The sequence below is a fragment of the Pseudoalteromonas sp. P1-30 genome, assembly GCF_001400005.1.
Lineage (GTDB): Bacteria > Pseudomonadota > Gammaproteobacteria > Enterobacterales > Alteromonadaceae > Pseudoalteromonas > Pseudoalteromonas atlantica.
Map to the genome: position 1 here is coordinate 400,203 of NZ_LKBC01000001.1, position 18,941 is coordinate 419,143.

At 39.5% G+C, this 18,941-nt stretch carries 19 protein-coding genes; 16 read left to right on the forward strand and 3 right to left on the reverse strand.

Going from position 1 to position 18,941, the window contains the following annotated elements; all coding sequences use genetic code 11:
* The first annotated feature begins 19 nt into the window (after positions 1-19).
* From AN395_RS01745 to AN395_RS01810, 13 genes are all read left to right on the forward strand, one after another.
* Positions 20-439, forward strand: a complete 420-nt coding sequence (locus AN395_RS01745; protein WP_054981867.1) for a DUF4160 domain-containing protein — start codon at positions 20-22, stop codon at positions 437-439.
* A gap of 132 nt (positions 440-571) precedes the next feature.
* Positions 572-955, forward strand: coding sequence for a hypothetical protein (locus AN395_RS01750; protein ID WP_054981868.1), 384 nt, complete (start codon positions 572-574; stop codon positions 953-955).
* A gap of 110 nt (positions 956-1,065) precedes the next feature.
* Complete coding sequence (locus tag AN395_RS01755; protein WP_054981869.1) at positions 1,066-1,491, forward strand: DUF3592 domain-containing protein; 426 nt, start codon at positions 1,066-1,068, stop codon at positions 1,489-1,491.
* 114 nt (positions 1,492-1,605) lie between these two features.
* Positions 1,606-2,091, forward strand: a complete 486-nt coding sequence (locus AN395_RS01760) for a hypothetical protein (RefSeq protein WP_024031814.1) — start codon at positions 1,606-1,608, stop codon at positions 2,089-2,091.
* Between the two features lie 111 nt (positions 2,092-2,202).
* Positions 2,203-2,598 (forward strand): energy transducer TonB, encoded by a 396-nt coding sequence (locus AN395_RS01765; protein ID WP_054981870.1) that lies wholly within the window; start codon positions 2,203-2,205, stop codon positions 2,596-2,598.
* A gap of 254 nt (positions 2,599-2,852) precedes the next feature.
* Positions 2,853-3,671 (forward strand): hypothetical protein, encoded by an 819-nt coding sequence (locus AN395_RS01770; protein WP_054981871.1) that lies wholly within the window; start codon positions 2,853-2,855, stop codon positions 3,669-3,671.
* 469 nt (positions 3,672-4,140) lie between these two features.
* Complete coding sequence (locus AN395_RS01780; RefSeq protein WP_054981872.1) at positions 4,141-5,115, forward strand: transposase; 975 nt, start codon at positions 4,141-4,143, stop codon at positions 5,113-5,115.
* 286 nt (positions 5,116-5,401) lie between these two features.
* The gene (locus tag AN395_RS01785) at positions 5,402-6,361 is read left to right on the forward strand and encodes an oxidoreductase family protein (RefSeq protein WP_054981873.1); all 960 of its coding nucleotides are present in this window, start codon (positions 5,402-5,404) and stop codon (positions 6,359-6,361) included.
* 144 nt (positions 6,362-6,505) lie between these two features.
* Positions 6,506-7,138 carry a uracil phosphoribosyltransferase gene (gene upp, locus AN395_RS01790; protein ID WP_004586497.1) on the forward strand — a complete coding sequence of 211 codons (633 nt, stop codon included), beginning with the start codon at positions 6,506-6,508 and terminating at the stop codon, positions 7,136-7,138.
* Between the two features lie 9 nt (positions 7,139-7,147).
* Entirely contained in the window at positions 7,148-8,386 is a 1,239-nt protein-coding gene (locus AN395_RS01795) for a uracil-xanthine permease family protein (RefSeq protein ID WP_054981874.1), read from the forward strand.
* 136 nt (positions 8,387-8,522) lie between these two features.
* Positions 8,523-10,268: an HAD-IIB family hydrolase gene (locus AN395_RS01800; RefSeq protein WP_054981875.1), complete on the forward strand. Its 1,746-nt coding sequence runs from the start codon at positions 8,523-8,525 to the stop codon at positions 10,266-10,268.
* A complete protein-coding gene (locus tag AN395_RS01805) occupies positions 10,261-11,484 on the forward strand; it encodes a hypothetical protein (protein ID WP_029771978.1) in 1,224 nt (407 codons plus the stop codon). The genes AN395_RS01800 and AN395_RS01805 overlap by 8 nt, the downstream gene beginning before the upstream one ends.
* Positions 11,485-11,508: 24 nt before the next feature.
* Entirely contained in the window at positions 11,509-13,287 is a 1,779-nt protein-coding gene (locus tag AN395_RS01810) for a sugar phosphorylase (RefSeq protein ID WP_004586493.1), read from the forward strand.
* Between the two features lie 105 nt (positions 13,288-13,392).
* On the opposite strand, the gene AN395_RS01815 is transcribed toward AN395_RS01810, so the two are convergent.
* Positions 13,393-16,239 (reverse strand): TonB-dependent receptor domain-containing protein, encoded by a 2,847-nt coding sequence (locus AN395_RS01815; protein WP_054981876.1) that lies wholly within the window; start codon positions 16,237-16,239, stop codon positions 13,393-13,395.
* Between the two features lie 614 nt (positions 16,240-16,853).
* Here AN395_RS01815 and AN395_RS01820 point away from each other — a divergent pair.
* Both AN395_RS01820 and AN395_RS01825 read left to right on the forward strand, forming a co-directional pair.
* Entirely contained in the window at positions 16,854-17,243 is a 390-nt protein-coding gene (locus tag AN395_RS01820; RefSeq protein ID WP_024031804.1) for a cytochrome b562, read from the forward strand.
* 200 nt (positions 17,244-17,443) lie between these two features.
* Positions 17,444-17,830: an OsmC family protein gene (locus tag AN395_RS01825; protein ID WP_004586490.1), complete on the forward strand. Its 387-nt coding sequence runs from the start codon at positions 17,444-17,446 to the stop codon at positions 17,828-17,830.
* A gap of 51 nt (positions 17,831-17,881) precedes the next feature.
* Here AN395_RS01825 and ykgO read toward each other — a convergent pair whose 3' ends face one another.
* Positions 17,882-18,016, reverse strand: coding sequence for a type B 50S ribosomal protein L36 (gene ykgO / locus AN395_RS01830; RefSeq protein WP_004586489.1), 135 nt, complete (start codon positions 18,014-18,016; stop codon positions 17,882-17,884).
* Positions 18,016-18,279, reverse strand: coding sequence for a type B 50S ribosomal protein L31 (locus tag AN395_RS01835; protein WP_004586488.1), 264 nt, complete (start codon positions 18,277-18,279; stop codon positions 18,016-18,018). The genes ykgO and AN395_RS01835 overlap by 1 nt, the downstream gene beginning before the upstream one ends.
* A 224-nt stretch (positions 18,280-18,503) precedes the next feature.
* Between AN395_RS01835 and AN395_RS01840 the strand changes: the two genes are divergently transcribed.
* A complete protein-coding gene (locus AN395_RS01840) occupies positions 18,504-18,770 on the forward strand; it encodes a hypothetical protein (RefSeq protein ID WP_024031803.1) in 267 nt (88 codons plus the stop codon).
* Positions 18,771-18,941: the final 171 nt, after the last annotated feature.

Genomic DNA, 18,941 nt, shown 5'->3' on the forward strand with positions numbered 1-18,941 from the left:
GGTGCTCAATAAGGAAGTTATGTTTCCCAAAGAATTCGCAAAAAAAACAGGACGACTGTACCTAGTTGATGACTCAGAAATAGAGTCAGTTAGAGAATACTGTGAAATGCTAGAACAGCTGTTAACCGGTCCTTTTAGTATTTGGGAAGAGGATGGCGAACTCCAGGTATTAGAGATAAAGCAACTCGTTGAAAAAGTTGGCGGCTTAAAAATCGAGATATACTCAAACGAACATCCACCACCTCACTTTCACGTCAAATCTGCAAATATCAATGCCAGCTTCGCAATCGAAGACTGTCTCAAATTAAATGGAAAAGTTGACACTTCAGACTACAAAAAAATAAAGTATTGGCATAAGCGAGCTAAACCAAAACTAATTGAAGCGTGGAACAATACTCGCCCAACAAATTGTGTCGTTGGGGCTTATGCAGGCACCTAACAAAAACATTATGTTCATTCGCTGCGCTCATTGGGACGCAAACTCGTTGGCTCAGCTCATTCTTCGCAAGTATAGCCAACAAGCATGCGCCCCATATGTTAAGCGTTATGTGCCAGGGAAGCTAAAGAGGCAATGTTGAGATTTCACGATTATCATCTTCAAAAGTACGAAGTAAGCGACCACGGCAAAACTGTAAAGTTATATTTGGGCTTCGGTTACCCCGGCAAAGAAACTGATTTTTCGGAAATCACCTTCACCGAAGTAGCTATTTATCATTTCGTCCACACTGCATATTCGATTATCACAGACATTGAAAATGTGCCGATTAGCTCTCTCTTCGAAAACGAAAAAGAGAATGTCCAAAATTGGAATCGACATTTTGGCGTCGATATTTGGAAAGATGATATTGAAACTACAGTTAATTATCTTCAAAGTAATAATTACAGTGGCTGGTATATTGAGTCGGCCATAGGTTTCAGTGGGTTTGTTGTGGCTAAATCGGTTAATGGCACATAACAAAAAAATTAAGTCACTCACTTCGTTCGCTGGGACGCATACACGCGGGGCGGCTTCGCCATTATGCCCCACATGCCTGCGCCCGTTATTGGAAAGTTAGGTAGCACACCATGGTTCAGCTCGTTGAAAGAATGAATAAAAGCACTACGGTAGCTAAAACTTATATCGGCATAGGCTTAGTCGTCGGTGTCGCTTGCTTCTATTGGTCCTACCAATTATATTCATTTCTTCACGTCGCGACATCAGCAAAAGGCTCTGTTGTTAAACTAAACAACAGAGATGGATCATATTATCCTGTTATTCGTTATGAAGCTAAGTCTGAGGTTCGTGAATTTCAGGCAAATTCTGGCTGTAAACCGACATGTTATAAAATTGGAGAACAAGTTACTGTTCTGTATAGTGAAAGCAGTTCTCAGATGGCATTAATTGACAGTTTTCAGTCTAAATACGCGCCCAGCTTACTTTTCGCAGTAATTTCCATAGGCTTCTTTGGTGGCGGTTTTTACAATCTAAGGCGGATTAAAAGTGCTACCTAACAAACCGCTGTAGTCGGTCGCAAGCTCCCTGGGACAATAACATGTGGGCTCAGTCGCTTCGCTCCAAATTTTAGCCCACATGTTATTGCCCCTAAGCGGGGCGTTAGAGGCACTATGAAGTTAGCAACCATTTTTCTAGCCCTATTCTTGCTATCAGGATGTGGTACAGAAGGTGTTGATATGGAAATCAGTGATGTTGATGACTGGTTTAAGGTAAATGAAACTGAAATAACTTCTATCGTTGAATTATTTAAGAGCGACAAATGTTTACGTAGAGTTGAACTCGGCTCAATGAAATATATCAGTCAAAACTGTGAAAACAGTTCGTCTCAAGAAACCAAAATAAAAGAAATACAAAGTAAGCTAACAAGCCTTGGTGTTGTTCTAGCTGTTGCGCATACATTCGATGATGGAAATTTTGTTGCGAGTATATTGATAAACAGGAGAGGTATTGCAGTATCTGGTGGAGGTCTTGAAATTAGTTACTGGGAAAAATTTCCTGTTTATTTAAATGATGAACTCGAGTGTGGTGCAATTGAAGCTCTCTACAAAGAAAAGTGGTACGCAGAGATTTTAAGCTCTGAAGATCCGTGCCTCTAACAAGTCAATTCAGCGGGACAAAAAACAGTTGGTTTTGCTCCTGCGTCGCTAATTTTAACCAACTATTTTTTGCCTTTGATTGAGGCGTTATGCAGCAAGGAGAGTCTGGTGATGAGGATATGTTTAGGTGTTTTGATACTACTATTTTTGTTTGGTTGTGCATCGACAGATAAAACTAATATCAAAAGTGAACCATCAATTTCCGAAACAGCGATAGAAAATAGAGTACATATCAAACCCTTAATTTATATTGAGCCTTTGTACCCAGTTGAAGAAGCAAAAAATAATATTGAGGGTGATTGTAAATTGTCATTTGATCTCGAAAATCAAGGTAAAGGAGCTGTTCCTGCTAACCTGACTCTAATCGAGTGTACTAATAATAACTTCTACAAACAATGTAAGAACTCAGTTAAAAAATGGTTATTTCTACCTATCGAACGTTTTCAAGGTAAAGAGCTTCATACTGGCTTAGTTACAACATGCAAGTTTAGGTTAAATGCTGCATAATCGGGTAGCCGGAGGTCTCTAACCTCCAGCCCCCACACCACCCATCATACGGGTCCGCAATGGGCGGTTCATCTCCCGTAATGAATATTGATCCAAATATCCCTCAATGACACTAAACCTTGTGAAGCTAAGTAGTTATTGCTTAGCGTAAATAATAAACAAGATAAATAATAAACAAGACACCAAATAATAAACAAGACACCCATCTTAATTTTGCTGAGGATTCAGGTGGTTGTCAAAGCGAGCCGAAGCCATTGGAGATTGTAATTACTGGAGGCAAAAATAAAGGGGAATCATCTTCTAGCCCTAATGCCGCAGGTGGTGATATTGGAAGAAAAGGCAATAGTGATAATCCAAATGCACCAATTGCTAACTCTTCCAAAAGTCCTATGCCGTCAAATTGTAATGAGAATACTCAGAAGAGCCAAGGTAAAATAGGAAGTGCTATTAGTGATATTGGTTCTCCCAGTACAATCACAAATAATAGAAGTACAGCCCCTTCGTCAGTAAACAATAGTAGTAAAGGACTATTTCCCAATATACCTACGGTACCTGCGCCACCAAATGCTAAAAATCATATGTCTGGGATGAGATCTGCTCTGGGTTATGTGCAAAAATATGGTATGAATGTGCTTCAAACTATAGGGGGCTCTGGGCAGGCATTGTTAGGTGCTAGTTTAATGAGTAACCCAATAACTTTTATACCAGGTGCTTTAATTTTAGCGCATGGCCTTTTTAATACTGCTCAAGGTGTTGGTTTAACAGAAAGTAATTATGCTCAAGAAGGGTGGAGGTATGCATTGGGTGAACAATATGGTGATTACGCATATTTTGGTGTTGACATAGCTAGCGCCGGTTGGGCAGCTTTAGGGAGAAAAATAGGACAATTTGGACTACGAGCTTCAGGCACAAACACCATACATCATTCAAGAAATTTAACTAATTCTTTGGGACGGGATCGTATCCACTTTAGAGGAGATTATGTGAGAAATTATCGAACAGTATCTGGAAGTGCACTATTTGCTAATGACGCGATAGTAATTGGAAATGGAGTTATGCAGAATGCTAACTGAGAACCCGTTAGTTACATTAGTTCCTTTAATTTTTATTATTGACTTAGTTTTAACTGTGGCAGTTATAAGGAAAAAGGTAAAAGATAGAAATGTTGTTCCTGTGCTGAGGTTTTTGTTAATGGGATTAGGGGTCGCAAGTTCTTGGATTTTGTTCTTCAACTACCCATCATTAGGTCACTTATTTGATTATATTTATGGAAGTATTTTAGTTTACTTTTTAGTAATTAGAGTATTTGTACTGAGATCCTAATAGACACAATGGAATAAAAATATGGCTTCGACTTACTCACTATTTGACTTTAAAGTGAGCAAACAACCTCAGTAGAACTGCGCACTTGCTAGCAGCAGGCTGTGCGATTTGTGTCAGCAAAATAAACAACAAAATAAACAAGACACCCAACTTAAATTTTGCACTTAACGCAATTAGAGGCTAGCTTTTGTTTAGTGCAAAAAACAGGCAGAGTGTCTTATGGCAATTGCAAGAAAGCGACAAGTAAGTTTGGTTGATACAAAATACTATCACTGTATTTCACGGTGTGTTCGTCGTGCATTTTTATGTGGCGAAGACCGTTTCATTGGTCAATCTTACGAGCATCGACGAGGATGGGTTGAAGATAAGCTGGGTGAATTAGCTAAGGTATTTTGTATTGATGTGTGCGCTTATGCCGTAATGAGCAATCACACCCATTTAGTGCTGTATGTAGATGATAAAAAGGCAAATAGGCTGAATGATAAAGCGATTGTTATTCGCTGGCATAAACTCTGTAAAGGCACATTGTTAACGCAAAAATACATACAAGGCGAGAAGCTAAGTAAAGTTGAACTCATCTTTTTCAATCAAACGGTAAAACAATACCGAGAACGTTTAGCAAGTATTAGCTGGTTTATGCGCCTGTTAAATGAAGATATAGCGCGAAGAGCAAATAAAGAAGATAACTGCACAGGGAGGTTTTGGGAGGGTAGATTCAAATCGCAAGCACTCCTTGATGAAGCAGCACTTGCAGCGTGTATGGCCTATGTAGAATTAAACCCCATTAGAGCCAAGATGGCTAACACGCCAGAAGAGTCAGACCATACCAGCGCTCAAGTACGCTTAATATGTGCAAAAGAAGGCAAGCAGCCAAAACAACTACTTCGCTTTGCAGGCATGTCACGTCAAGTAATGCCTAAAGGGCTGCCGTTTGAGCTTAAATCGTACCTTGAACTTGTTGAGCTAACAGGGCGAGTAATGCGAGAGGATAAGCACGGGCATATAGATAATATGACCCTTCCTTTGCTAGAAAGGCTTAATATATCATCAGAAAACTGGTTAAAACTCACCACACAATTTACGCGCGTATTTCATGGTGCAGTGGGCAGGCCTGCCTCACAAGAAGGGTATTGCGAAAACTTAAACCGAAAGCGGCGAGCGAATATCAGTAACTGCGCAAAGTTATTCGCTTAGAGCCAAATCACTTTTTGAGCACTCCAACTACATAATGTAGGTTTTTTTGTGGCTGCCATTTGAGCTTTATTTAGTAATACCTCTATTTTAAAACTCAAATTATTTTTGGACAGTTAAAAAACATAAATTCACTAGTTAACTTTAACTTTTTGTAATTCACTTTGTAGAAATTAGGTGGGTGTCATATTAAGCAACTCTAAAAAGAAATGGGCTTATGGATGCTATCGTTTTATTAAAAATACCTTCTAATGTTAAACTATAAAAAACTTAATGACTTAATATAGCTATGGCATTTTACCTTCCTCTTTTACAGCCTCATTTTAAACACATTGAAATGGGCGATACACTAACATCGCTTTGGAGCGGGTGTGGCAGTATTGTCGAGTGCAGGCTTGATGCCGAGCCATGTGTTATCAAAGCGATTAAAATACCACGCCACATAAACCATCCAAAAATTAAGCAAAGCGAATTTGCATTAAAGAGAAAGCAGCAGTCTTATAAAGTTGAATATAATTTTTATAGGTTATACAGCGCGTACTTACCGACAAGCGCTAAAAGTATTACCTGTATTAATGCAATTAATGATGGTTATGATTATGCGTTAGTGTTTAAAAACTTTACGCAACATGGTTTTGCTCAAGCAAGTGCGCTTGACATAAAACCAATACTTACGTGGCAAGCCCATTTTCATGCCTTTAATTTAAATAAGCCTGCAAAGGGCTTATGGCAACAAGGGAACTATTGGCATTTGAGCACACGGCCAGATGAGTTTAATAAGTTAAAACAAAGCGCTGACGAAAAGTCCGATATTAAAAATGCGGCTCATAAAATTGATAAAATACTGCAATCATCACACTACAAAACCTTGATACATGGCGATGCTAAACTTGCCAATTTTGCTGCAAATGAGCAAAGTAAAATACTCGCTTATGACTTTCAGTATGTTGGGGCTGGGGTAGGGATTTGCGATGTAATGTATTTTATGACCAGCTGCTTAAGCGACGAGCAATTACATACCTGCGCCGATGAGTATTTACGTTACTATTTTAGCCAATTAAAAAATGCGCTTTTAGTGTATCAACCGCAAATAAATGCCGATGACGTGATTGCAAAGTGGCATGCATTATGGCCATTAGCTTGGGCCGACTTTTATCGATTTTTAGCGGGTTGGAGCCCAACTCATTTTAAAATAAATAGTTACATGATGGCGCAAGTAAATTTAACGTTATCAGATAACAACTTATAAACATAAAGTAGTGTGTCGCTTGCATAAATATCAAGCAAATCAATGCATTTTGGCACGATCTATGAAAACTTATTTAAAATTGCAGGTCAAATGACCTTTTTTAATATAAAATACCGCCAATTCTTGTATCAGTAGGTTTTTATCATGTCAATTCACGTAATTTCACACCCTCTAGTTCAACACAAATTAGGCTTAATGCGCGCTCACGGTATAAGTACTAAAAGCTTTCGTGAATTATGCTCTGAGGTAGGTACTTTATTAACCTACGAAGCAACTAAAAACCTACAGTTAGAAGATAACGAAATTACTGGCTGGGACGGCAACAAATTAAAAGTAGAGCACATTAAAGGCAAAAAAATTACTGTTGTGCCTATTTTACGCGCGGGCCTTGGCATGATGGATGGCGTAATGTCATTACTCCCAGCGGCTAAGGTAAGTGTAGTGGGCCTTGAGCGTAACGAAGAAACGCTTGAGCCAGTACCTTACTTTGAAAAGTTAGTAGGCAATATTGATGAGCGTTTAAGCTTAGTTATAGACCCAATGCTTGCAACTGGCGGCTCTATGATTGCTACTATCGATATGCTTAAAAAAGCCGGCTGTAAAGACATTAAAGTAATTGTACTGGTTGCTGCACCTGAGGGTGTTGAAAAAACATTAGCCGCTCACCCTGATATTGAGATTTTTACTGCCTCAGTTGATAGCCATTTAAATGAAAAGGGTTACATTATCCCAGGGCTTGGCGATGCAGGTGACAAAATTTTCGGTACGGTTTACTAAGGTTTAACAGTGCAAAATAATTCTACATTTTCTATAAAAACCATTTTAACCGGCGCCCAAATGTTGTTTGTAGCATTTGGTGCGTTAGTGTTAGTGCCTTTATTAACGGGGCTTGACCCAAGTGTCGCTTTGTTTACAGCGGGTATAGGTACTTTATTATTTCAGGTAGTGACGAAAGGCAAGGTGCCTATATTTTTAGCGTCATCATTTGCGTTTATTGCGCCTATTATTGCCTCAGTACAAATGTGGGGCGTACCAGCCACCATGGGGGGGTTAATGGCAGCGGGCTGTGCTTATATGCTGTTAGCGCTATTAGTTAAATTTAAAGGGGTGGCAACACTTCATAAAATTTTGCCGCCTGTGGTCGTCGGCCCCGTTATTATGGTGATTGGTTTAGCCCTTGCACCGGTTGCGGTAAATATGGCAATGGGTAAAAGTGGCGACGGCAGTATTGAACTTATTGCTTACGATAAAGCCATTATTATTTCGCTGTTTTCTCTTGTTGTAACACTTATTTTTGCTGTGTGGGGCAAAGGTGTATATAAGCTGATCCCTATATTAGCGGGTGTTATATCGGGTTATGTTTTATCACTGGTAATGGGTGTGGTTGAATTTGGTAGCGTAAATGAAGCGAGCTGGTTGGCTGTACCAAACTTCACATGGCCCGAATTTAAGTGGCAAGCCATTCTCTTTATGGTGCCTGTTGCCATTGCACCTGCTATTGAGCATATTGGCGATATGATGGCTATTAGCCAAGTAACCAATAAAGACTTTTTAAAAAAACCAGGCTTACATCGCACCTTATTTGGTGATGGCTTAGCCACTGCCGCTGCCTCTTTATTTGGTGGTCCGCCAAACACTACTTACTCTGAAGTAACTGGCGCAGTGATGCTGACCAAAAACTTTAACCCTAAAGTAATGATGTGGACTGCCATAATTGCTGTGGTACTGGCCTTTGTGGCAAAAATGGGCGCTGGTTTACAAACAATTCCTGTACCTGTGATGGGCGGCATAATGATTTTGTTATTTGGCTCAATTGCGGTAGTGGGCTTAAATACGTTGGTTAAATCTGGGGATGACTTAACTGCACCCCGTAATTTAAGTATTGTGGCACTTATATTAGTATGCGGTATTGGCGGTATGCACATTGGGGGTAGCCAATTTAGCTTAGAAGGCGTTAGCTTGTGCGCCATTTTAGGTATTGTGCTTAACTTAGTATTGCCAAAAGCCGAGCCAGAAACTGATTAATTTTGCACTGTATGTAAAATTTACGCACCAAAATAGCGCATACTAATTGCGCTATTTTTGTAAGTTACTAATAATTAAATAAAAATAATAGTGGTCTAGTACCTGCATTTGTTACTTCATAATATAAGGAGTTACTATGTCAGAGGCCAGTATTGTGGATATAACCCCATTTTTAGCAAAGCACCAATTGCCTTTAAAGTATCAGTACCTTAGTGAGCAATTTTTTATCCCGCTTGCACACGATATTCTAGAATCAAAAAAAAATAACCCCCCTATTTTTGTCGCCATAAATGGATGCCAAGGCTCAGGAAAAACCACCCTCGCAGATTTTTTAGTTACTTGGTTTAGTAACAACACGCCGTTTACCAGTGTCGCGCTTTCTATTGACGATTTTTACTTATCTAAAGCGCACCGCCAAGGACTTGCCAAAGACGTACACCCATTATTTGCCACCCGTGGTGTGCCTGGCACCCACGATGTAGGGCTAATGAATACCACCATAAGCCGATTACTTGCAAAAGAGGTTGGCGTGCCTTTGCCTAAATTTGACAAGCATCACGACGATTGCAGCCCCGAGCAAACATGGCAATGTAACAATAAACCCATTGATATTATTATTTTAGAAGGTTGGTGTGTAGGTAGTGAGCCACAACCGTTATTTTCTTTAAGTGAGCCTATAAACGAGTTAGAAACACAGCACGATAAAGAAGGCGTGTGGCGTCGTTGTGTAAACAGTTGCCTAGCAAATGAATACAAAAGTGTGTTTAGTAAAATAGATTACACGGTGATGCTTAAAGCGCCGAGCTTTGAAGATGTATTTAAGTGGCGACAAGAGCAAGAACAAAAGCTTATTGCCGCTAAGGGCGAGGGCGATGGCACCATGAGTGATGAGCAACTGGTGCACTTTATTTCTCATTTTGAGCGTATTACTCGCGAAAACTTAAACACCCTAAGCGCTAAAGCTAACGCCCTTATAGAGCTTGATAGTAATCGCGATATTAGTGCTATGCACTTAACCAGCGACGATACGCTGCAACCTATTATATTTACCGACTTAGATGGCACGTTACTCGATCACGCCGATTACAACACTAAAAATATCAGTAGCTTGCTGCAAGACTTACAAGCAGCCCACATTCCTGTGGTGTTTAATACTAGCAAAACATTTTGCGAAGTGGTTGAACTTAAAAACGAGCTTAATATTCAACAGCCTTTTATTGTTGAAAATGGCGCGGCGGCTTATTTACCCGTAGATTATTTTGAGCTTAAACCCATTGGCTGCACGCAAGTAGGGGCGTATTGGTGTTATGCATTTGCATCACCCTTATCTAACTTACTTAGTGATTTAGACTCCTTAAGCAGCGAATATAAATCGCATTATAAGTTATTTAGTGATTTGTCGAGCGAGCAAATATCATCCCTCACCGGGCTTGATGAAGCGCATGCAAGGCGCGCTCAAACACGCGATTTTTCAGACCCACTTTATTGGCACGGCAGCGATGAATTACTTAATGCGTTTGTAAACGATGTTAAAGCACTCGGCTACGAAATAAAAATAGGCGGGCGGTTTATACATATTGCTAAAAACACCGATAAAAGCGCTGCACAGCAGTGGTTAGTTAAACAAATTTCACAACATTTTAGAAAGCCTCTCACGGTAATTGCACTAGGTGATAGTGACAACGATAAGCAGATGCTAGAGCAAGCTGATATCGCCATTATCATACATAACCCAAGCAGTAAAAAGCCGGTTAAGTTAACACATAACAAGGCGCGTTATTCGCAATCGCCCGCTCCACTGGGTTGGATTGAAGAAATAACCACATTGCCTTGTATTAGCAGCATTTTAAATACTATTGAGGAGCGAAAATCACATGGCTGATTTTTATCAAAATGGCATCATCACAACCTTACATAACATCGCCGATAGACCGGTAGAAGCGCTTGAAGAAGAGCTAATTAGTTTTAGTAAGCAACGTCCAATGGGGTTAATACTCCCTTCGTTGTTTAGTGAGCTTGAAGGCCCAGCGCTGCAAAACATTGTAAAAGAACTCAGAGAGGTTCCTTATTTATCGCAAATTACCATAGGTTTAGACAGGGCAGACGAGTCACAATACCGCCATGCCTTAGGCTTTTTTAAAGAGCTTAACCAAAACCACAAAGTGCTTTGGAACGATGGTCCTCGTTTGCAAGCGCTTGATAAAGAATTACAAGAGCTAGGCGTTGCACCGCGTGAGCTTGGTAAAGGCAGAAATGTGTGGTATTGCATGGGTTACAAATTGGCCACCTCAGAGGTAGAGTCGATAGCCCTGCACGACTGCGATATTTTAACTTACGACAGAGGTTTGTTAGCGCGCTTAATTTACCCTGTAGCGCACCCGCGTTTTAATTATGAATTCTGTAAAGGCTTTTACCCACGTACTGCAAACGGCAAAATTAATGGCCGAGTATCGCGCTTATTAGTAACGCCGTTATTACGCTCGTTCAAAACTATTTTAGGCAATACCGACTACCTTGAGTACATGGATACCTTTAGATACCCGTTAGCAGGGGAGTTTTCGTTTAGACGTGATGTGCTAAACGATATTCGTATTCCGAGTGATTGGGGTCTTGAAATTGGCGTACTCAGTGAAATGTACCGTAATTATTCGCATAATCGCTTATGCCAAGTGGATATTGCTGATAACTACGATCATAAGCATCAGGAACTTTCTCTTGATGACCAAAACGCCGGTTTATCTAAAATGTCGATAGACATAACTAAGGCACTATTTAGAAAATTAGCCACACAAGGGGTTACTTTTACCAGCGAAACAATTCGTTCTTTAAAAGCAACTTACTACCGTATTGGTTTAGACTTTATAGAAACGTACCATAACGATGCACTGATGAATGGTTTAACCTTAGATGTGCACCAAGAAGAAAAAGCCGTAGAAATGTTCGCCAAAAATGTTATGGAAGCAGGTCAGCACTTTTTAGATAACCCAATGGAAGCGCCATTTGTGCCAAGTTGGAACCGTGTTGTATCAGCCATGCCAGATGTTTTTGAGCGCTTAAGAGAAGCGGTTGATCTTGATAATAAAGAATTTAGTGAATAAATAAAACAATAATAAGGGGCGCGTGTGAATACAGTAAGTGAATTATTTTTACAGCGGGTAGAGCAACATCTACATATTATTTATAAAGATGTTGAACTGCCCTTAAGTATTACAGAGCTGGCTGAGCAGCTTATAACTATAATTTTAGGCGACAGCCCGCTGCGCGACCCTACACCCCATACAAACCGTTGGGACGAGCAAGATATTATACTAATAGCCTATGGCGACTCTATTATTAAGCACGATGAGGGAGACCAAGCTGTTGCAAAACCGGTAGAAGCACCGCTTAAAACCTTGCACCGGTTTATAAAAGAGCAGTGCGATATGCAGCTTAATGCTTTGCATATATTGCCATTTTACCCGTATAGCTCTGATGAAGGCTTTGCGGTAATGAACTACGTGCAAGTAAATGAATCGCTAGGTGATTGGCAAGATATAAAAAATATTGCCAAAGATGTAAAGCTAATGGCAGATTTAGTGATTAATCACTGCTCTAGCCGAAGTGTATGGTTTGAAAACTTTTTAAACGATTTGGACCCCGGCAAAGATTACTTTAAAACGGCAAGTTTAACCGATGATTTATCTAATGTAGTACGCCCGCGTACGTCACCGCTATTAAATACGGTGACCACACCAAGCGGCGAAAAACATGTATGGTGTACATTTAGCCACGACCAAGTTGATTTTGATTTTGGTAACCCGGAAGTTTTAAAAGAATTTATAAGCATTATTCGCCATTATTTAGATAACGGCGTACGCTTGTTTAGGCTAGATGCGGTTGCATTTTTATGGAAACAGCTCAATACAAATTGCATTAATTTACCGCAAACGCATGAAGCTGTTAGGCTTATTCGTACCCTTATAGAGCATACTGAGCCAAGCGTTGTCATAATTACCGAAACAAACATACCAAACCAAGAAAACCTCTCTTACTTTGGTAACGCTAACGAAGCCCACAGTATTTATAACTTTGCCTTACCGCCCTTATTACTGCATACATTACTCAGTGGAGATAGCACAGCCATTAAGCATTGGATGATGAGTATGCCGCCTGCGCAAAACGGCACCACATACTTTAACTTTATTGCCTCGCACGATGGCATTGGGCTTAGGCCAATAGAAGGCTTGTTACAACCAAGCGAAGTAGCGTCATTGGTGAGTACGTCTATGCAGTTTGGCGGGCGTGTATCAATGCGCACCAGTAACGATGGTACGCACACACCGTATGAACTAAATATTGCACTTTTTGATGCATTACAAGGCACGCACAATGGGCAAGATAAGTTTGGCCTTGAGCGATTTATGTGTGCACACGCCATTATGTTTGCGCTTGAAGGGATCCCTGGGCTTTATATTCATAGTTTGCTTGGCACAACGAACGATTACGAACGCTTTGAAAACTCACAGCATAACCGTGCAATTAACCGTCATCGTTGGCAAGAGTCAAAACTATTATCGGCTTTAGGTGATAAATATAGCCATCATCACAAAGTGTTTAATGGTATTAAGCATTTATTAGGTATTCGAAAAAAACAAAGCGCATTTCATCCTAATGCCACGCAATTTACGCTGCACTTAGCGGGGGGGTTATTTGGTTTTTGGCGGCAAAGTATAGACAGGCGCCAAAGTATATTTTGTGTTTATAACATAAGTGATAAACCACAAGTACTTACCCTTGCAGATTTAAACTTAATTAACACCCAGCAGTGGTTTGATTTAGTGGCTAATGAAACAATTACCGAGGATCAACTCACTATAGAGCTAGAGCCATATCAAAGTGTATGGTTAAGTAATATTAAATAAAGTCCAGTAATACCAATTTGCAAAATAGCTCACTTAATTAAGCACATTGGTATAAAAAGGCTCGCAGTGCGAGCCTTTAATTTAATTAATAAACGTTGTTACTAATTATAAGCTGTAGCTTAAGTTAATGTAGCCAAAGCGACCAATGTTATCGTAACTTGCGCTGTTTTCGCCTGTCCCGCGTGTACCGTACGGAAGTTTACGATTAAATAGGTTATCAACACCTACTTTAACGCCTAAGCCGCTATCGAAGTTGTAACCCACTGTCATATCGGTAATAAAGTATTTACCGTAAGACATTTGGTTACTTGGGTTCGAGTTACTCGCAAGCTCTACATTTGTGTATAAATCAACTTCGCTGATAAAGCGTGTTTCAACCGTTGAATAAAAGTTATCCATTACGTAGCTTACAGATAGGTTAGTCTGCCATTTCGCTTCGCCGGTTGTACCTGCGTACTCAATATATGAACTAGGATCATCTTGGAACGGATAATCTTTACGTTCAATTAAGTAAGTACCAATTAAACGTGTTTTAAAGCTACCTTCTAGCGCATCAAAGTCATAGCCTAGTTCAAAATCAACACCAGACGCCTTTTGACCAGCTACGTTAAGCACTGAGTTTTGAATCAGTGAAATTTCACCACTGGCATTACGTGTAATTAAATTACAGTACTGATTGTCTATACCTGTTGTGCTATCAACACAGCGGTCAAGAATTTCTTGCGCGTCGATTGTGTCAATTGCATTTTCTAGATCAATTTCCCAGTAATCTATAGTAAGCACAGCGTTTTCTAAAAACTCTGGTTGATAAACAATACCTACCGTTGTACTTGTAGACTCTTCACCTTTAACATCACGGTTACCGCTTGTTAAGCCATCTAAAGAGGCTGAGTCGTAACCTGAGTTAAAGTCACTTGCAACACCTAATGCAGCACAGTTTGCAGTGCGTGTTGCTGCATTTGATAAATTAGCTATGTTTTCAGCGCGGCACGGGTCTTCTACATTGTAGAACGTTTGGCTTGCTGCACCAAATACTTCACTTATGTTAGGCGCACGAAGTGCTGCAGATTGCGTTACACGCACACGTAGTTCATCGTTAACAGTCCAATCAAGGCCTAGTTTCCAGCTAGTTGCTTCGCCAATTGTGCTGTAATCAGCATGACGTACTGCGGTATCAAATACTAAATCTTGAATAAGCGGTAAGTCAGTTAAAATAGGCATAGTTGCTTCAAAAAATACTTCACGCACATTAAACGAGCCTTTATCTTCGCCTAAAGCGTTAAAAAATGTACCTTCTGCGTTATCTGGCTCTTTTGTTTCGCTTTCTTCTTTACGGTATTCAGCACCAAACGCAACACCTACATAACCTGCTGGTAATTCAAAAATAGCGCCATTGGCAAGTGAACCAGAAACCACGGTTTGCTTAATAGTTGACGTACCTACAGATACCGTATTTATGTAATCAATCGCTTGTTGAGATGGTGCGCCAAAACCCATAATGTTAACCGGTACACAGCCATCAGCTTGTGCTGCAGCGCTGCGACATACGATGTTGCCATCTGCATCTTCAACGGCATCAAGGGCATTAAAGTAGTTGGCTAAAATCATATTAGCGCCATTTTCGCGCTCTAAGTCAGTTTGACCATACACAACTGATGTATCTAATTCCCAGTCTTCAAACACAGTCCCTTTTAAGCCTGTAACAAAACGGGTTGTTTCACGGGTATTATTTTCAACGCGGCGGCCAAGGTCACTCATCATGCGGTTTATCATGATTGAATCAACGCCTTCCTCTTGCATACGCGCTTTGATATCTGGGTCTAGGTAAGGGTTATCAATTTTAATGCTGTTGTCGCTGTCAAAAAAGAAAAACGCAGGTTGACCTATGCTTTCGCCTTGGCTGTTTACGTATTTTGCATCAAAGTAGACGTTTAAATCGTCGGTAACATCGTAGTTAACTTTAAAGTTTACGTTGTAACGCTCAAACTCAGGTTGTATTTCTTCAAATTGGCCTAGGTTAAAAAAGTCACATTCTGCACATGAATATGGATCTGCGTTATTGCCTATGTATAAGTCACGAGCACTGCTATCCGGGTTAAAGCTATTAATAAATTTGCTTGGATCTTCAAGTGCATAAACACCTGCATCATTGATGGCGAAATAACCCGCATTAGGTGTTAAAATATCATCAGGAAAGTCAGCACTATTTTTGTTCTCATCCGTTTGGGCTTGGTTAGGTAAGCTGCTAAAAGATGTGCTAGTCCAAGGGTGGTCAAGTGCATTTAATGAATCTTGGCCTGAGTACTCAATAGCAAAAGCGGCATTACCACGGTCGTTATCAAAATTAGAGCCGTACGAGAACGTTGCTTTTTCGTTGTTGTAGCTGTTTAAATCGGCAAAACCACGGGTAACGCTAAAATCCATACCTTCAATGTTGTCTTTTAATATAAAGTTGACAACACCTGTAACCGCATCAGCACCGTATACAGCTGATGCACCACCAGTAATAATTTCTACTCGCTCAACCCAGACGCTCGGAATAGTATTTGTATCAACAGCTTGAGAGCCCGCTGAGCTAGATACGTGGCGCTTACCGTTTACAAGTACTAAGGTACGGTCGGTACCCATATTACGTAAATCAAGAATGTTTAAACCAGCAGTACCAATAAAGCGGCCTGAGTTAGCCATTGAATATGTATTGCCAAGTGCTGGTAAGTTGTTTAGCGCTTCACCAATGTTTACAGCGCCAGTATTAATTAGCTGCTCGCCGCTTATAACTGTTACTGGGGCCGGTGCAATAGCGCCTTCACGTAAAATACGCGAACCCGTTACTTCAACGCGTTCAATTTTTGTCGCTTGCTCATCTTGTGCAAGCACAGAATTACTCGCTGTTGCAGCAGCAGTAATCAATGCACATTTAATGCTAGTAGAAAGTAAATTATGACGTTTCATGTGTTTCCCAAAGGAGATTTTATAATAATTAAATACATTAACTTTTTAGCTAAATACACAGTGCATTTAGCCTAAGCCCTATAACTTTTGTTATAGGGCCGGCGATTATTGCATGCGTATTATTTTATTAAAAGCAACTAAAATAAGCCTAAATCACTAACATGAAATAAGTTACAGGTAAGTTATTGTTAAATTAACAATAAAGCGAGGTGAAGTTAGGAGTTTAAGTTTTATGGGTGTTTACGCTTTGCTTATTAATTGCTGTCAATTAATTTACACTGGAATTGTATTGGTAATATTAAAGAGTTTATTTTGAGCGTCTTGATTTGATAATGGCTTAAATATAACCATTGAGTGTATTTTAACCTTTAAATGGGGTGCTCTAATTATAGGCGGATTTGTAAGGTTTATGTGTTTAATTTAACTTGTTAAATGAGTTAACTTTTGAGAAATAGTAAGAATAAAAATTAAATTTGAAAATTTTTCACTATAAAACTTGCCGTATCATAATTTTGTAAAGCCCCTTTACAGTTATCTAGCATCCTATGCACCTTGAGTTACTTTATTACGTAAACTTGATACACTTACACTGTTTTTTATAAATAGGTTTTACCATGAAGTTTTTAGTTTTAATTTTTACTTTTGTATTTAGTACTGCGGCCATTTCAGAGCAAGAAGTTGATCTCGAAGTTAATATGAAAAATACTGGCCTTGCTTATAAAAATGCGGTGCAAGCAGTAGGTATAGGTGGCTTTAATACCGCCATAGATAAGTTTATTACTTTGGTTGAAACCAGTAAAAAAGCGACCTTTCATAAAGAAGCACAAATGTCGCTACAAGGGCTAGATAAAGTTATTGCGCAAGCAAAGTTGGCAAAAAAATTAGCGAATGAGCGCGGGCTTGATGCAGCAAAGCCAGCCCTTAAAAATATAGATGATTTACGCAAGAAGTATCATGAGTTGCACGAGCCTCCGGGTTTTTTTGACTTATTGTTTGGTAATTAACCTCAGCTTTTTTGTAAATTAATGTCGAGCAGTTATTTCAGCGCTACCTAGGTTAACTTTTTCGCAGTAGCGCATTATTGATGCGCAGATTTGTGATGTTTTAATAAAATGTATAGCTGCAAATTAAAAAGTTTGAACGCTCATTTTTCAATATTTTAGTAAAGCTCTTATCTAGGGTGCAGATTAATTAAGGAATAGTAATGGAAATTTCAGTGTCATTGTTAGAGGGTCAAAAACAAAGTGCAAAATTTGGCGACCTCGAAGTAATAAGCGATCAAAGTATTAATGCTGGTGGCGGTGCCGAACACCCAGAACCGTTTGACTACTTTTTAGTAAGCATGGTGCTATGTGCTGGGTTTTATGCACGTAAATTTTGTGAGCAACGCGATATCTCTACACAAGGGATGACGCTTACGCAAAATAATGAAAACGTAGATGAAGAAGGTAAAAAATTATTTTCTATCGAAATTAATTTACCTGATGGCTTTCCTCAAAAATATAAAAAAGCACTTATTGCTGCGGTTAATACGTGTACTGTTAAAAAAGTGATTCAGGCCCAACCTGAGTTTTCTGTAGTTGTTAAATAAAAAATACGGGTAAACATGTATCGTTTACCCGTATACTTCACGGAATTAGTGTTACTTTTTCTTCATTCCTTGTACTGCTTTAAAACGTGGATTGTCTTTACATATTACAAAAACACGTCCTTTTCGCTTCACTATTTGACATCCTGGTCGTTGCTTAGCGCTTTTAAGCGAGCTTAATACTTTCATTACTCACCTTTTTTGGCAGTAGATAAGTTTTTAAAGCGACGGTTAAATTGTGCGACACGGCCGTCACTAGCCACTGTTTTTTGCTTACCAGTATAAAACGGGTGCGAGTCGCTAGACACATCAATAGGCACATACGGATACGTTTTCCCTTCAAGCTCAATAGTGCGGTCTGTTTTAATGGTAGAGCCAATAATGAAGTAGCTATCGGCAGCTGTATCGTGAAAAGCAACCACGTTGTAATCTGGATGGATATTAGGTTTCATAATACGCCTCAAGTTGTTATGTGATAATGTAACTGTAGGTTATCGCGTTTACGGTATTTGTGCAAATGATTTTTACTCTCATTTACTGACATTTTTGCTGGCTAATTGCGCAAACAATTCAAAAAATAACCACTTAAACCAAAAATACTGGCTATTAGTTTTTAGGCTGTTATAACTATATAAAAAGTGTTAACAATAAAATTTTTACGGTTTAGAGGTAAGCTATGAGCGACGCAGCACAACAAGAACAAATAGACCAAGGGGTGATGGAAACCCTTAGAGAGCGCGATCACACAGTCTTATCTGAGCAAATTAATCCAATAGACTGTACACACAACGATATTATTGAGCTATTAGCACAATATATGGCGTTAAGTGAGCAAGATAACGACGAACTATTTGACGATTGGTTTGATAATCTAAATAAAGAACAGCACACTGTTTTAAAAGTGTTTGAGGTATACCGCGGCCAATACGAGCACCAAAATTAATACTTAGGCGCAGGTGAAACGCTCACTTAGCTGCGCCTTATTAATTAACCACCAACCTGAGCTTTGGATAATAAAATTATCTCAAGCTGCTAATTTGTTTTGTTTTCACATAAATTTTTAGCTAGCGAAAGCAAACTTAAATACTATGACCACAGCTCAGATTAATGAATG